Origin of the sequence: Sandarakinorhabdus sp. DWP1-3-1 (assembly GCF_049896705.1) — a bacterium.
Taxonomy (GTDB): domain Bacteria; phylum Pseudomonadota; class Alphaproteobacteria; order Sphingomonadales; family Sphingomonadaceae; genus Sandarakinorhabdus.
Genome location: NZ_JAFCUV010000002.1, coordinates 101532 through 114443, shown reverse-complemented (window position 1 = coordinate 114443; position 12912 = coordinate 101532). Strand labels below are relative to the sequence as shown.

The 12912-nt window shown below is 68.7% G+C and carries 15 protein-coding genes; 5 read left to right on the top strand and 10 right to left on the bottom strand.

Going from position 1 to position 12912, the window contains the following annotated elements:
- The first annotated feature begins 11 nt into the window (after nucleotides 1-11).
- Together ACP7AI_RS09910 and ACP7AI_RS09905 are read left to right on the top strand one after the other, a co-directional pair.
- Nucleotides 12-1490: a serine hydrolase domain-containing protein gene (locus tag ACP7AI_RS09910; protein ID WP_426166850.1), complete on the top strand. Its 1479-nt coding sequence runs from the start codon at nucleotides 12-14 to the stop codon at nucleotides 1488-1490.
- A gap of 162 nt (nucleotides 1491-1652) precedes the next feature.
- Complete coding sequence (locus tag ACP7AI_RS09905) at nucleotides 1653-2051, top strand: response regulator (RefSeq protein ID WP_426166848.1); 399 nt, start codon at nucleotides 1653-1655, stop codon at nucleotides 2049-2051.
- Nucleotides 2052-2250: 199 nt separating this feature from the next.
- Here ACP7AI_RS09905 and ACP7AI_RS09900 read toward each other — a convergent pair whose 3' ends face one another.
- The 4 genes from ACP7AI_RS09900 to ACP7AI_RS09885 form a co-directional block, all read right to left on the bottom strand.
- Nucleotides 2251-3045, bottom strand: a complete 795-nt coding sequence (locus ACP7AI_RS09900) for a glycosyltransferase family 2 protein (protein WP_426166846.1) — start codon at nucleotides 3043-3045, stop codon at nucleotides 2251-2253.
- Nucleotides 3042-3989, bottom strand: coding sequence for a GDP-L-fucose synthase family protein (locus ACP7AI_RS09895; protein ID WP_426166844.1), 948 nt, complete (start codon nucleotides 3987-3989; stop codon nucleotides 3042-3044). Before ACP7AI_RS09895 ends, ACP7AI_RS09900 begins: the two co-directional genes overlap by 4 nt.
- Complete coding sequence (gmd, locus tag ACP7AI_RS09890; RefSeq protein WP_426166842.1) at nucleotides 3989-5035, bottom strand: GDP-mannose 4,6-dehydratase; 1047 nt, start codon at nucleotides 5033-5035, stop codon at nucleotides 3989-3991. Before gmd ends, ACP7AI_RS09895 begins: the two co-directional genes overlap by 1 nt.
- Nucleotides 5036-5119: 84 nt before the next feature.
- Complete coding sequence (locus ACP7AI_RS09885) at nucleotides 5120-6358, bottom strand: MFS transporter (protein ID WP_426166840.1); 1239 nt, start codon at nucleotides 6356-6358, stop codon at nucleotides 5120-5122.
- 118 nt (nucleotides 6359-6476) lie between these two features.
- On the opposite strand from ACP7AI_RS09885, the gene ACP7AI_RS09880 reads away from it, so the two are divergent.
- Both ACP7AI_RS09880 and ACP7AI_RS09875 read left to right on the top strand, forming a co-directional pair.
- Entirely contained in the window at nucleotides 6477-7037 is a 561-nt protein-coding gene (locus tag ACP7AI_RS09880; RefSeq protein ID WP_426166838.1) for a DUF937 domain-containing protein, read from the top strand.
- Nucleotides 7038-7119: 82 nt separating this feature from the next.
- The gene (locus ACP7AI_RS09875) at nucleotides 7120-7653 is read left to right on the top strand and encodes a J domain-containing protein (RefSeq protein ID WP_426166836.1); all 534 of its coding nucleotides are present in this window, start codon (nucleotides 7120-7122) and stop codon (nucleotides 7651-7653) included.
- 17 nt (nucleotides 7654-7670) lie between these two features.
- Here ACP7AI_RS09875 and ACP7AI_RS09870 read toward each other — a convergent pair whose 3' ends face one another.
- From ACP7AI_RS09870 to ACP7AI_RS09850, 5 genes are all read right to left on the bottom strand, one after another.
- A complete protein-coding gene (locus ACP7AI_RS09870) occupies nucleotides 7671-7964 on the bottom strand; it encodes a hypothetical protein (protein WP_426166834.1) in 294 nt (97 codons plus the stop codon).
- Nucleotides 7965-8180: 216 nt separating this feature from the next.
- Entirely contained in the window at nucleotides 8181-8516 is a 336-nt protein-coding gene (locus ACP7AI_RS09865; protein ID WP_426166832.1) for a hypothetical protein, read from the bottom strand.
- Nucleotides 8517-8587: 71 nt separating this feature from the next.
- Complete coding sequence (locus tag ACP7AI_RS09860) at nucleotides 8588-9430, bottom strand: cold-shock protein (protein ID WP_426166830.1); 843 nt, start codon at nucleotides 9428-9430, stop codon at nucleotides 8588-8590.
- A 174-nt stretch (nucleotides 9431-9604) separates the two neighbouring features.
- On the bottom strand, nucleotides 9605-10357 hold the full coding sequence (locus tag ACP7AI_RS09855) for a TIGR02186 family protein (RefSeq protein WP_426166828.1): 753 nt from the start codon (nucleotides 10355-10357) through the stop codon (nucleotides 9605-9607).
- Entirely contained in the window at nucleotides 10354-11280 is a 927-nt protein-coding gene (locus tag ACP7AI_RS09850; RefSeq protein ID WP_426166826.1) for a sulfite exporter TauE/SafE family protein, read from the bottom strand. Before ACP7AI_RS09850 ends, ACP7AI_RS09855 begins: the two co-directional genes overlap by 4 nt.
- A 114-nt stretch (nucleotides 11281-11394) precedes the next feature.
- Between ACP7AI_RS09850 and ACP7AI_RS09845 the strand changes: the two genes are divergently transcribed.
- Nucleotides 11395-12474 carry a CaiB/BaiF CoA transferase family protein gene (locus ACP7AI_RS09845; RefSeq protein ID WP_426166824.1) on the top strand — a complete coding sequence of 360 codons (1080 nt, stop codon included), beginning with the start codon at nucleotides 11395-11397 and terminating at the stop codon, nucleotides 12472-12474.
- Here the strand turns inward: ACP7AI_RS09845 and ACP7AI_RS09840 are convergent.
- Nucleotides 12456-12878 (bottom strand): DUF1801 domain-containing protein, encoded by a 423-nt coding sequence (locus ACP7AI_RS09840; RefSeq protein ID WP_426166822.1) that lies wholly within the window; start codon nucleotides 12876-12878, stop codon nucleotides 12456-12458. The two genes, ACP7AI_RS09845 and ACP7AI_RS09840, sit on opposite strands and share 19 nt — an antisense overlap.
- Nucleotides 12879-12912 lie beyond the last annotated feature (34 nt).

Sequence of the window (12912 nt, the reverse complement as noted above, 5' to 3'; positions counted from 1 at the left end):
AGATGATGACGATGACGCACCGGGTTGCCGCGATTCTTCTCGCCTTGGCGCCCGCGCCGGCGATCGCCGCCCCCGATGCGGCGGCGCTGCGGGAGGTCGATCGCATCTTCGGCGAATGGCGCCTCGCCGCCCACGTCCCCGGGCTCGTCTATGGCGTCGTCGTCGATGGCCGGCTGGTGCACGTCAGGGGCCTCGGTGTGCAGGACCTCGAATCGAACCGGCCGGTGACCGCCGACAGCCTGTTCCGCATCGCCTCGATGTCCAAGGCGTTCACCGCGCTGGCCATCCTGAAACTGCGCGATGACGGCAAGCTGGCGCTCGACGCGCCGGCCGAAACCTACCTGCCAGAGATCGCGGCCTGGACCTATCCAACGACCGACAGCCCCCGGATCACGGTGCGCAATCTGCTCACCCATTCGTCGGGTTTTGTGGAGGACAATCCTTGGGGCGATCGCCAGCAGGTGATGGCGGAAGCCGATTTCACCGCCCTGCTGAAGGGCGGCGTCGCCTTTGCGCAGGGCCCCGGGCTGGGCTTTGAATACTCGAACCTCGGTTATGCCATGCTCGGGCGGATCATCGGCAATGTCTCGGGGGTTCGTTACCAGGACTATATCCGCCGCGAGATGATGACGCCGCTGGGCATGACGTCGACCGGTTACGACGTGTTCGCCTCGTCGGCAGCGCGGCGGGCGATCGGTTACAGCTGGCGCGACAACCGCTGGGTGCGCGAGGCCGACATGAAGGATGGCGCGTTCGGCGCGATGGGCGGCATCGAGACCAGTGCCAGCGATTATGCGAAATGGGTCGTGGCGCTGCTCGCCGCCTGGCCGGCGCGCGACGGTGCGGAAACGGGCCCGGTCCGGCGGGCGACGATCCGGGAGATCGTCACCGGCAGCAATTTCGTGCGGGGGCAGAACCGCCCGGCGGCGGCGGGGCCGCCGTGTCGGCAAGCGGCGACCTATGGCATGGCGTGGAGCGTCATCGACGATTGCGACCTCGGCCGCGTCGTCACCCACACCGGCGGCTACCCCGGCTATGGCTCGGTGGTGATGCTGTTGCCGGACAAGGGCGTCGGCATCTTTGCGCTGGGCAGCCGGACCTATGGCGCCGGCGTGCTGCCGACCTACCGCGCCGCCCTTGCGCTCAACGCCGCCAAGGCGATCCCCGATCGCATGGTGCCGGTCAGCGCCGGGCTGGCGGCGTCCTATGCTGCGGCGCGGGCGGTGTGGCGGGCCAGTGCCGTCGAGGCGGCGCCACTGGCCGACAACATGCTGATGGACCGCGATGCCGCGGCCTGGAAGACGGCGATCGACAAGCTGAAGGCCGAAGTCGGCAAATGCGCGGCCGATGAAAAGGTGACGCCGGTTTCCGCGATGGAGGGGAAATTTACCTGGTCCTGCACGCATGGCCGCGTCACCGGCCGGGTGCAACGCGCCCCGACACCGGCGCTTGCAATCCAAGCACTGGAGTTCAACGCGGCAACGCCGTGACAAGGGGGACGCCGCGATTCGCGGGCGCTCGGATCGAATATCGCACGCCGGGCGTTACATTTGCACGGACGGTCGCACAACCTGGTGTCGCGTCTGAACGCGAAGGCGCGGGTCTGCCTGACCATGCCTCCGGAGGCTGGCTTCAGGTTGGAAAGACGTGTCGTGCCTGCACTCCGAATCAAACTGCCGACGATCCTCGTCGTCGAGGATGACGCCCTCGTTCGCATGGCCGCCGTCGAGCTGGTCGACGAGCTCGGCTTTGCGCTTTTCGAAGTGGCAAGCGCCGATGCGGCGCTTGCCATGCTCGAAAGCCATGACGAAATCACGATCGTCTTCACCGACATCCACATGGCCGGCTCGATGGACGGCCTGGAACTGGCGGCGCTTACCCACCAGCGTTGGCCGGCCATGGGCTTCATCATCGTCAGCGGCGAACATGACATGAAGGCGACAGACATGCCGGAAGGCGCGCGCTTCTTCGCCAAGCCGTACAGCTACGACATGGTCCAGGCGGCGCTGCGGCGCATGTCGGACGAGATCACCGCCGCCGCGCAGCGCTAGCAGCAGCCCCCGGCGGCTTCCAGAGGCGGCGCAGCCGACCCGCCCGGTCGGGCGCGGCGCGCAGGCGGGCCACCAGTCGTTGCGCGCCCCAGGTCTGGGTGCCCCAGATGCGCGATCATCTTGATGATGCGGGGCCGGGCGCATCGCAGCCCAAGGCCGAAAGCGGTCGAGCCGACATTTCCGGCCCGGCACCGACTGTCTAGGGCGTCCAGCGCACGCCAAACGGCGCCGGCCATTGATGCGGTGGCACGACGAACTGCAGCGCCTTGACCGGATATTTCGCCCAGACCAGCGCCGTGCTGGCGGTGAGACCGTGGCGCCGCAGGGTCGCCAGCGCCTCGCGGGCGATCGCCTTGCGGCTGGCGAGGCCCTGGTTCGACAGGCCGCCCTCGCGCAGCGTCACCAGCGTTTCGGGGATCGGCCGGGCGCGCAGCTTTGCCACTACGAAAAACCGCACCATCCAGTCGAAATCGGCGCCGATGCGAATCGTCGGGTCGAATGGCCCGACCCGCGCCATGGCCGTACGGCGCACGTAGAATCCGGGATGCGGCGGCATATGCGCCAGCCGCAGCATCCAGGGCGCGAACGGCCGCGCCGGATAGGCCCGGCTGAGCCTCGTCACATCGTCGACGGCGACGATGGCGACGCCGCCCGACACGGCGCCGGCATCGGGGTCGGCGAGCGCTGCCTCGGCGATCAGGCGCACGGCATCGGTTCGGCAGTAGAAATCATCGGCGTTGAGGAAGCCGATGATGTCGCCGCTGGCCCGCGCCACGGCCTTGTTCATCGCGTCGTACAAGCCCTTGTCGGGTTCGGAGACGAAGACATGGCCCGGGCGGGCATGGGCGGCGACGACGGCGGCGGTGTCGTCCTTCGACGCGCCGTCGACGACGATGTGCTCGATGTCCGGCCAGTCCTGCGCGGCGACCGACCGGCAGGTGTCGCCGATCGTGGCGGCGGCATTCCACGCCACGGTGACGATGGTGACCTTCATGCCGACAGGCGCGTCGTCGGGTTCTCGCTGAAATCGCGCCAGGCATCGGCCAGGCCCTCGCGCAGGCCGATCTGCGGACGCCAGCCCATGGCCAGCAGCCGCGACGAGTCCATCAGCTTGCGCGGCGTGCCGTCGGGCCGGCTGCGGTCGAAGACCAGCTCGCCGGTGAAGCCGACCGTATCGCAGATGATTCGCGCCACCTCGGCTATCGTCACTTCCTGCCCGGTGCCGACGTTGATGTGCTCGGGGCTCGAGTAATTCTGCAGCAGGAACACCAGCGCGTCGGCGAGATCATCGACGTGCATGAACTCGCGCAACGGCGTGCCGCTGCCCCAGACGGTCATCGTCGCGGCGCCACTGTCGCGCGCCTCGATAGCCTTCCGCAACAGCGCCGGGATGACATGGCTCGATTCAAGGTCGTAGTTGTCGCCGGGACCGTAGAGATTGGTCGGCATGGCGCTGATGAAGTCGAGGCCGTGCTGCTGGCGATAGGCCTCGGCCAGCTTGATGCCGGCGATCTTGGCGATCGCATACCATTGGTTGGTGGCTTCCAGCGGCCCGGTCAGCAGCGCAGCCTCGGTCATCGGCTGGGCGGCGTCGCGCGGATAGATGCACGACGAGCCGAGAAACAGCAGCTTGGCAACGCCGGCGTCGGCCGCGGCGCGCATGATATTGGCCTCGATGAGGAGGTTGTCGTGCAGGAAATCGACGGGCCGCGCCGCATTTGCGGCGATGCCACCGACCCGCGCGGCGGCAACGATGACGACGTCGGGCCGTTCGGCGGCGACAAATGCCTCCACCTCGGCCTGGCGGACCAGGTCGACACGGTCGCGGCCGGCGGTCAGCACGCGGTGGCCGTCGCGCTGCAGCCGGCGGACGAGCGCGCCGCCGACCATGCCGCGGTGCCCGGCAATCCAGATCGTCTTGCCCGACAGGTCGAACATCAGCGCGTCTGCTTCGCCTCGGCCCAGTCGGCGGCGACCATCTCGCGCACCAGGTCCTGCATCGTCGAAGTATGGACCCAGCCGAGCTTTTCCTTGGCCTTGGTCGGGTCCCCGAGCAGCAGATCGACCTCGGTGGGGCGGAAATAGCGCGGATCGACCTCGACCAGCACCTCGCCGGTGCGGGTGCAGCGGCCCTTTTCATCGACGCCGGTGCCCGACCATTCGATGGTGCGGCCGGTTTCGGCAAAGGCGAGTTCGACGAAGACCTTGACCGTCGTCGTGGTACCAGTGGCGAGCACCCAATCCTCGGCGGTGTCGTGCTGGACGATGCGCCACATGCCCTCGACATAGTCCTTGGCATGGCCCCAGTCGCGCTGGGCATCGAGATTGCCGAGGAACAGCTTGGCCTGGGTGCCTTCGGCGATGGCGGCGACGGCGCGGGTGATCTTGCGGGTGACGAAGGTTTCGCCGCGCAGCGGGCTTTCATGGTTGAACAGGATGCCGTTCGACGCATGGATGCCATAGGCCTCGCGGTAGTTGACCGTGATCCAATAGGCGTAAAGTTTGGCCGCGGCATAGGGCGAGCGCGGGTAGAAGGGGGTGGTTTCGGACTGCGGCACCGCCTGCACCAGGCCGTAAAGCTCCGATGTCGAGGCCTGGTAGAAGCGGGTGGTTTTTTCGAGGCCGAGGATGCGGATCGCCTCGAGCAGGCGCAGCGTGCCGATGCCGTCGGCGTTGGCGGTATATTCCGGCGTTTCGAAGCTGACCTGGACATGGCTTTGCGCCGCGAGATTGTAGATCTCGTCGGGGCGGGTTTCCTGCACCAGCCGGATCAGGTTGGTCGCGTCGGTCAGATCACCGTGGTGCAGCCGGAAATTGGTATGGCCCTCGTGCGGGTCCTTGTAGAGATGATCGATGCGGCCGGTGTTGAACGACGAAGAGCGGCGCTTGACGCCGTGCACTTCATAGCCCTTTTCCAGCAGCAATTCGGAAAGATAGGCGCCGTCCTGGCCTGTAACGCCGGTGATAAGAGCGACTTTTGACATGGAACTCCACGAAACGGCGAGCCTGTGGCCCGATCATGTGCGGCGTTTAGGCGGCTGCACGCGCCTTGGCTAGGCCCGCGAACACTAGCGCGGCAGCTTTCGCAACAGCGGGACCAGCAGGACGACGGTGAAACCTGCGGCGATCAGCACTGTCGGTAGGCTGGCGCCGCGCGAAATGGCGGCGCCGATGGCGAGAACCGCGGCGACCTGAAAGCCGGCGTTGACGATATTGTTGGCGGCGATGGCCCGCGCCCGGCCGGCGGGGCGGGTCGCGGTCTGCAGGACACCGTAAAGGGGTACGGAAAAGATGCCGCCGGCGATGGCCAGCACCAGCAGATCGGCCAGCACCCGCCAGCCCGAGGGGCGTGACAGGAACTGCGTGACGTCCCCGGCGGCCGCGAACAGCCCGCGTTCGGCGAAAAACAGGTCGACGCCGGCCAGCGCCATGACCAATCCCGCCCAGGGCGACAGGCGCGTCGAGATGCGACCGCCGAGCAGGCGGCTGACGCCGGCCGATCCAAGGGCGACGCCGATCGAGAAAGCGGCGAGAAACAGCGTCGCGACACCTTCGCTGCCGCCCATGTCGTTGCGCGCCAGCGGCACGAACTGGCTCGTGTAGACGGCGCCCAGCGCCCAGAACCAGCTGATGCAGAGGGTGGCGATGCGCAGTTCGGTATTGGCAAAGGCCTCGCCGAGCGCCCGACGCGAGGCGCGGAGCGGATTCCAGTCGATGGCGACCTCGCTGGCGGGCGGGGCGGCGGGAATATGGCGCGATGCGAGCCAGCCGAGGACGGCGACGAGGATGGCGACCGGGCCGGCGATGCCCGCGGGCAGCAGGCCGCCGGCGATCTGGCCGAGCAGGATGGCGACGAAGGTGGCGCCTTCGACCAGCCCGGTGCCGAGCAGCAGTTCACCGGGTGCGAGGTGCTGGGGCAAAATGGCGTATTTGACCGGGCCGAACACCGTCGAATGCACCCCCATCAGGAAGACGACGACGAGCGCCAGCGGCTCCGACCGTAGCGCCAGTGCCGCGGCACCGAGCGCCATGAAGGCGATTTCGGCGATCTTGACCCGGCGCGCGATCATCGCCTTGTCGCGGGCGTCGCAGATTTCGCCGGCGACGCCCGAAAACAGCAGGAACGGCAGGATGAAAACGCCGGTCGCGACGGTGGCGAGGGTGGCGGCCCCGACCGGATCGTCGCTGCGCAGGTGGAAGGCGACGAGGAAGACCAGCGCCGTCTTGAACAGATTGTCGTTGAAGGCGCCGAGGAACTGGGTGACGAACAGCGGCCCGAAGCGTCGGTCGAGGAGCAGGGTCGCCATGGCGTGCACCTTCCCCGATCGTGACGCCGGCGTCTACCGGGGGCGTCCACCATGTCGCGGCGGCTGGCAGGGGCCTCGTTGCGGGCCTATACTGGCCGCATCGGACAGGGAGTCGGCGATGTCGCAGCAGATGATGGACATGATCGCACGCATGGGCGGTGCGGACAGCATCGCCGCCATGGCGGCAAAGGTCGGCATTTCGCCCGAACAGGCGCAGGGCGCGGTGGCGGCGCTGCTGCCGGCGGTGACCGGCGGCATGGCCAGACAGGCGCAGACCGACGGCTCGATCGTCGACCAGCTGGCCGGCATGGCGGCAGCCTATACGGGATCGGCGGCCGGTGACGGTGCGGTGGCGCAGGGCAACGACATCTTGGGCAGCATTTTCGGGTCGAAGGACGTGTCGCGCGCCGTCGCCAGCGATGCCGCCGGCAAGACGGGACTCGATATCGGCGCGTTGAAGGCGCTGCTGCCGATGGTGGCGACGATGGCGGCGAGTGCGCTCGGCAACGGGACCGGCACGGTCGCGGCGCCGGCGAGCGGTGGCCTCGGCGGCATGCTCGGCGGGCTTCTGGGCGGTGCCGGGGGCAGCGGCGGGGCGGCCGGGGCGTTGATGAACATGATCGACACCAACAAGGACGGCAATCCGCTCGACGAGATCATGGGTTATTTCAAGCGCTGAGCGCTGGCGGCGGGGCCGGATCGTGCCTAAATGGCGGGCCGGCGGCATGGTGCCGGCGCGGGAACAGCGGGAGCAGTGTTGAATGGTTCGCTCCAGGCGCACCGATGACTGGGGGTTTCCGCGCTGGCGGCCCTATGGCAGCGGCACCGCGGCCACCGAAGTGCGCACCTGCGACCGCCACGGCTGCACGAATCCCGGCGACCGGCCGGCGCCAAAGGCCCCCAATCGCCCCGAACGCTGGTATTTCTGTGAACGCCATGCCGCCGAATACAATGCCAATTGGGATTATTTCGCCGGATTGACCCCCGAGGAAGCCGCGGCGCGCGAAGCCAGCGAGCAGGCGGAGACGACTTACAAGAAGGCGCAGCACTGGGAATGGGGCGGCCCGGGCGACGGAACGCGCAGTCGCGCCGAGCTCGATGCGCTGGCGGTGCTCGGTTGCGACCCCGATTCCGACATGATCGTCGTGAAAGCGGCGTGGCGGGCGGCCGCCAAGGAGAGCCACCCCGACGTGGCCGGCGCCGACAAGGCCAAGGCCGACCGGTTTCGCGCCGTCCAGGCGGCGTGGCAGGTGCTCAGCGATGCCGATCTGGCGCGGACGGCAGCCGGCAAATAGCCGCTGCCGACACGATCTCAGGCCGCGTCGGCGGTGCGCTCGACCTCGGGCTCGACGATTTCGTGCGGAACCAGCGCCTTGAGCGCCGACCGATGATAGTCCCGCTGGGCCGCGAGGCGTGCGGCCTGCACCGGATCGTTGTGCGCCTGGGCCGCCGCGGCGGTCAAAGCGGTGTACGCGGCGCGATGAAACACCAGTTTTTTGTTGAGCGAGCGTTCAAGCCAGGACGGCGTCAACCGGTAGATCGGGTACAGGAACACGATCGTCGTCGTTATCGCGAAGAACGCCGTCAGTCCGTTGATCGAAGCCATGCTGATCCTCGTGAGCCGGCCGGGGGGTTTGGCCAGTATTGAAGCGATAGCGTCGCTTGCTCCTTATCGCCGGTGCAGGCAAGCTGCGCGACCGTCGCGCCGGGGTCGCGGGACGCCATGCCGCAGGCGAAACGGCGGATCAGGCAGGCTGGAAGGCGTTACGCTTTCCATTTGTCACCCTGGCCTTCGCCGGGGTGACAGTGTGCGCGCGACCGTCTAGCGCGCTGCTACTGTCCAGCGCAGGGCCTCCTGTGTCTCGGCGCGCCGGGTGCTGCGGTCGTAGAGGCAGAGCATGGTGGCGCGGGCATTCCGCATGTGCGCCGGGCGCCAGCGGCCGGTGACCAGAATCGCGGTCTTGCCGGTGGCGTCGCTGAACAGGATCGGTTCGCCGACGATGGCGGCGTTCTTCAGTTCCGATGCCTTCAGGCAGGCACGACCGGCCTGGGCCATGCCGCGGGCCATGGCGGCGTCGGTCGATGCCGATGCGGGCGCGGCGAGCATCGGGGTCGCGACGGCGGCAGCGACCAGGGTCAGGCGGGCAAGGCGGCGCATCACGGGTCTCCGGACATGAAAAGGGCGGCCCCTCTGTTGCAGGGCCGCCCTTTCCGCAGGCTTAACGTCGCTTACAGCGAGGTGATGTTGACCGCGGCCTGCTTGCCGCGACGATCTTCCTCGAGCTCGAACGAGACGCGCTGGCCTTCGTTGAGGTTCGACATGCCGGCGCGTTCGACGGCCGAGATGTGAACGAAGGCATCGGGGCCGCCGTCTTCACGCTGGATGAAGCCGAAGCCCTTTTGACCGTTGAAGAACTTCACCGTGCCTTCGACGCGCTGGCCGTTGGTGGCCGGCGCGGCGTCGCGGTCACGGCCGAAGCCGCCGCTGGCCGGACGCGGTGCCCGATCGCCGAAGCCGCCTTCGCGCGGTTCACGCGGCGGGGCCCGGTCGGTGACGGGGAGCGGCTCGCCTTCGATGACCAGGTCGGTCGCCGAGACGCGGCCATTGCGCTCCGTCAGGGTGAATTCCATCGGCTGGCCATCGGCAAGGCCGGTCAGGCCGGCCGCTTCCACGGCCGAGATGTGGACGAAAACGTCTTCGCCGCCGTCATCGCGGACGACGAAGCCGAAACCCTTTTGACCATTGAAGAACTTGACGACACCCTTGGCGGTGCCGAGCACCACGCCGGGGCCCATGTCGCGCGGGGGACGCGGGCCACCGAAGCCACCGCCACCGGGACGACCGCCGAAGCCGCCACCACCGCCGCCGCCGCCGCCGAAGCGGCTGCCGCCGCCGCCGCCGAAGCGATCACCGCCGCCGCCGCCGTATCCGCCGCCGCCGCCACCGCCGAAACGATCACCGCCGCCGCCGCCGTAGCCGCCGCCACCGCCTTCGAACTGGTCGAACCCGCGCTCGCGCTTGTCGAAACCACCACCACGCCCGGAACCACGTCCGCGTCGATCAAAGCTCATTTTATGTCCAAGTCTTCCATAGTCAGTACGAATGGGCCCGTCGGCGGCGATGCGGTGTAGTCCAAAGCGTCGAAACCGAAATTGCACCGTTAACGACGCTACAGGAAAAAGCCCGAGTCGGCGAGGGGGTTATTCACAGGCTGGCGGGCGCGACGCGGCCGGTGCGCCGCCGGTTCAGCTGCGCCGCGTCACGACACTGGCGATCCAGCCGGCCAGCAGCGCCGCGGCGACCGCGGCCAGGCCATAGGCGAGGCTGTGATCCTGCGCCATCACATAGATCCAGCGTTCGAATCCGGACTTGCCGATGCTGATCGGCGTCGTCGAGCTGGCGATGACGCGGCCCTTGCGGATGAGGTGGATCTCGGCAGTGTAGTCGCCGACCGGCACCGCCGCCGGGATGGCGATGCGCGCCCGGTACAGCACGTTGCGGGTGACGCTGACGCCGCCGGCAATCTCCGCGAACAGCCCGCTGCGCTGTTTCTGGGCGATGAGACCCTGTTCGAAGGCCAGGGTTTCGGCCTCGCTGGCGCCGCTGGCCGGGGCCAGTTGCAGGTTGCGGATGCCGATTTCATAGATGGCGGTGGTGCGATCGTCGGCGAGATCGTCGATCGGGCGGGTCGTTGCCACGGCGTAGAAGCCGGGCACGCTTTCGAACCGCACCGCATCGGTGTTGAGCCAGATGCCGACCACGCGTTCCTTGCGGCGCACGGTGACCGGCTCGGCCGGCCCGCGCACGACGATGGCGATGTCGGGCGGGGCGTCGGGGACGGCGCCGGCGGGATACTGGATGGCGCCGAAGACCAGCAGGTCGGCGCCCTTGAACGTCGTGTTGATGTCGATGCGACCCTGGCTGATATCGGTGATCAGCGTCGTCGGCGTCGCCGCGACCAGCGCCAGCCAGGCGAGCAGGAGGGCCGCCGGCTTCATTGCCCGTACAGCGTGTACAGCGCCGCCGGGCGCACGGTCAGGCCCCACAGCAGCCGCGCCGCCACCGCCAGCACGATCAATGCCAGCGCCAGCCGCAGTTTCTCGGGGCGAAGCTGCTGGGCGGCGCGGACGCCGACCTGGGCGCCCGCCACGCCGCCGGCGAGCAGCAGCAGCGCCAGCACGATATCGACCGATTTGGACGAGGTGGCATGGAGCAAAGTCGTCGCCGCGGTGACGAAGATGATCTGGAACAGCGAGGTGCCGACGACGGCGCTCGCCGACATGCCGAGCAGGTAGATCATCGCCGGCACCATGATGAAGCCGCCGCCGACGCCCATGATGACGGTGAGCACGCCGACCCCGACGCCGAGCAGCAGCGGCGCCAGCGGCGAGATGTAGAGGCCGGATTTGTAGAAGCGCGTCTTGCCGGGCAGCGCCGCAATCCAGGGCACATGGCGGCGCAGGCGGGTGGGGGGTCGCGGTGCGCCGGCGGCGACGGCGCGTGCCAGCCGCAGCGCGCCCAGCGATTCGCGCAGCATCAGCGCGCCGATGATGCCGAGAAACAGCACATAGATGATGTTGATGGTGACATCGATCTGGCCGATCTTCTGCAGGGCGCGAAAGACGATCTGGCCGATGCCGGCGCCGATGACGCCGCCCAGCACCATGACGCCGCCCATCTTCAGATCGACCTGGCCGCGGCGCCAATAGGCCAGCGCCCCAGACACGCTCGATCCGGTGATCTGGGTGGCCGACGAGGCGACGGCGACGGCGGGCGGAATGCCGTAGAAGATCAGCAGCGGCGTCGTCAGGAAGCCGCCGCCGACGCCGAACATGCCCGACAGGAAGCCCACCCCGCCACCGAGCAGGATGATCACCAGGGCATTGACCGACATTTCGGCGATGGGAAGATAGAGATCCATCGCCGCCAGCCATAGCCGGGCCGGGGGTTGCGCGTCACCCGGTCAATTGCCGGGCGATTGACTCAGGCGAAGGCGCGACCAAAAGCAGGGTGCGTTGAGCGAAGGGGTTACCGCATGACCGGCAAGCTGGCGGGCATCCGCGTCATCGACCTGTCGCAGTTCCTGCCCGGGCCGATGCTGACGGTGATGATGGCCGACCAGGGCGCGACAGTGGTGAAGGTGGAGCCGCCGGCGGGCGATCCGGCGCGTCACCAGGGCCCGTATGAGGCCGGGCACAGCATCTGGTTCCGCAACCTCAACCGCGGCAAGACGGCGGTGATGCTGGACCTGAAGACGCCGGCAGGCGTGGCGGCGCTGTGGGAGCTGATCGCCGGCGCCGATGTGCTGGTGGAGGGGTTTCGCCCCGGCGTCATGGCGCGGCTGGGGTTCGATTATGCCGGCGTCGCGGCGCGGCATCCGGGGATCGTCTATTGCTCGATCTCGGCGTTCGGACAGACGGACCCGATGGCCGATCACCCGGCGCACGACCTCGGCATCTGGGCCGAAACGGGGCTGCTGGCGCTCAACGACGGCCCCGACGGCACGCCGGTGGTGCCGGGTGTCGCCGCAGCGGACATGAGCGCCGGGCTGACCGGGCTGGCGGCGGTGCTGATGGCGCTGATCGGCCGGGCGCGGACCGGGCGGGGGGACTTTGTCGACATCGCGATGCGTGACACGCTGCTGCCCTGGACGGCGCATGTCGCGGGGCTGGCCGTGACCGGCGGTCCGGCGCCGCGATCGGCGGAGCAGCGCTCGCTGGGCGGGGCGGCGTTCTACAATGTCTATGCTTGTGCCGATGGCCGCCATGTCGTGCTGTGCGGGCGCGAGCCGAAGTTCGCCCGCACGCTGCTCGGCGATCTCGGTCGCCTCGACCTGCTGCCGCTGGCGGAAGCCGAGGCCGGGCCGGCGCAGGCGCCGCTGCGGGCGTTCCTGGCGGAAACCTTCGCGACGCGGACGCAGGCCGAATGGGTGGCCTGGTTCGCCGGCCGCGACGTTGCCTTCGCCCCGGTGCGCGATCTCGCCGATGGGCTGGCGCGGTCGGGGCTGGTCGTCACCGACGCCGCGGGCGCCCACCATATCGCCCCGGCGATCCGTTTTGCCGACGATGCCGCGTGGCAGCCCGGCACGACGCCCGATCAGGCCGCGGGCGGATAGGCCTGCGCCATATGGGCGAGCGAGGCGGCGACAATGGCCTCCAGCACGGCCAGGTCGATGTCGGCGAGCCGGCGGACATAAAAACAGGATGTGGCGGTCTTGTGCCGTCCCAGCCGCGCCAGGGCGGCGCCGTGGTCGCCGGACAGGTAGAACGCGAACTGGCCCTTGCGGGGTGAAAAGCCGACGCGGCACATCTCGCCCTCGCGGCCGCTGTCATAGCGGTAGCGATAGCGGCCGAAGCCGATGATTGATGGCCCCCACATGACCGGCGGTTCGCCCGACAGGCGCTGCATCAGGTCGCACAGCACGCGCGTGTCGGCGGCCTGCACGGGGTCGGGGATGGCGGCGATGAAATCCCCGACGTCGTTGCCGGTGGCCTGGGTCTTGTTGGCTGCTGTCGTCATCGCCGGGCTCCCGATGGCCGCATGATATCGCGGC

What these genes read in the sequence shown, in the direction of transcription:
- ACP7AI_RS09910 (WP_426166850.1), top strand. Translation starts at nt 12, where the DNA reads ATGACGCACCGGGTTGCCGCGATTCTTCTCGCCTTGGCGCCCGCGCCG.
- ACP7AI_RS09900 (WP_426166846.1), bottom strand. Translation starts at nt 3,045, where the DNA reads ATGAAGGTCACCATCGTCACCGTGGCGTGGAATGCCGCCGCCACGATC.
- ACP7AI_RS09895 (WP_426166844.1), bottom strand. Translation starts at nt 3,989, where the DNA reads ATGTTCGACCTGTCGGGCAAGACGATCTGGATTGCCGGGCACCGCGGC.
- gmd (WP_426166842.1), bottom strand. Translation starts at nt 5,035, where the DNA reads ATGTCAAAAGTCGCTCTTATCACCGGCGTTACAGGCCAGGACGGCGCC.
- ACP7AI_RS09885 (WP_426166840.1), bottom strand. Translation starts at nt 6,358, where the DNA reads ATGGCGACCCTGCTCCTCGACCGACGCTTCGGGCCGCTGTTCGTCACC.
- ACP7AI_RS09880 (WP_426166838.1), top strand. Translation starts at nt 6,477, where the DNA reads ATGTCGCAGCAGATGATGGACATGATCGCACGCATGGGCGGTGCGGAC.
- ACP7AI_RS09875 (WP_426166836.1), top strand. Translation starts at nt 7,120, where the DNA reads ATGGTTCGCTCCAGGCGCACCGATGACTGGGGGTTTCCGCGCTGGCGG.
- ACP7AI_RS09870 (WP_426166834.1), bottom strand. Translation starts at nt 7,964, where the DNA reads ATGGCTTCGATCAACGGACTGACGGCGTTCTTCGCGATAACGACGACG.
- ACP7AI_RS09865 (WP_426166832.1), bottom strand. Translation starts at nt 8,516, where the DNA reads ATGCGCCGCCTTGCCCGCCTGACCCTGGTCGCTGCCGCCGTCGCGACC.
- ACP7AI_RS09860 (WP_426166830.1), bottom strand. Translation starts at nt 9,430, where the DNA reads ATGAGCTTTGATCGACGCGGACGTGGTTCCGGGCGTGGTGGTGGTTTC.
- ACP7AI_RS09855 (WP_426166828.1), bottom strand. Translation starts at nt 10,357, where the DNA reads ATGAAGCCGGCGGCCCTCCTGCTCGCCTGGCTGGCGCTGGTCGCGGCG.
- ACP7AI_RS09850 (WP_426166826.1), bottom strand. Translation starts at nt 11,280, where the DNA reads ATGGATCTCTATCTTCCCATCGCCGAAATGTCGGTCAATGCCCTGGTG.
- ACP7AI_RS09845 (WP_426166824.1), top strand. Translation starts at nt 11,395, where the DNA reads ATGACCGGCAAGCTGGCGGGCATCCGCGTCATCGACCTGTCGCAGTTC.
- ACP7AI_RS09840 (WP_426166822.1), bottom strand. Translation starts at nt 12,878, where the DNA reads ATGACGACAGCAGCCAACAAGACCCAGGCCACCGGCAACGACGTCGGG.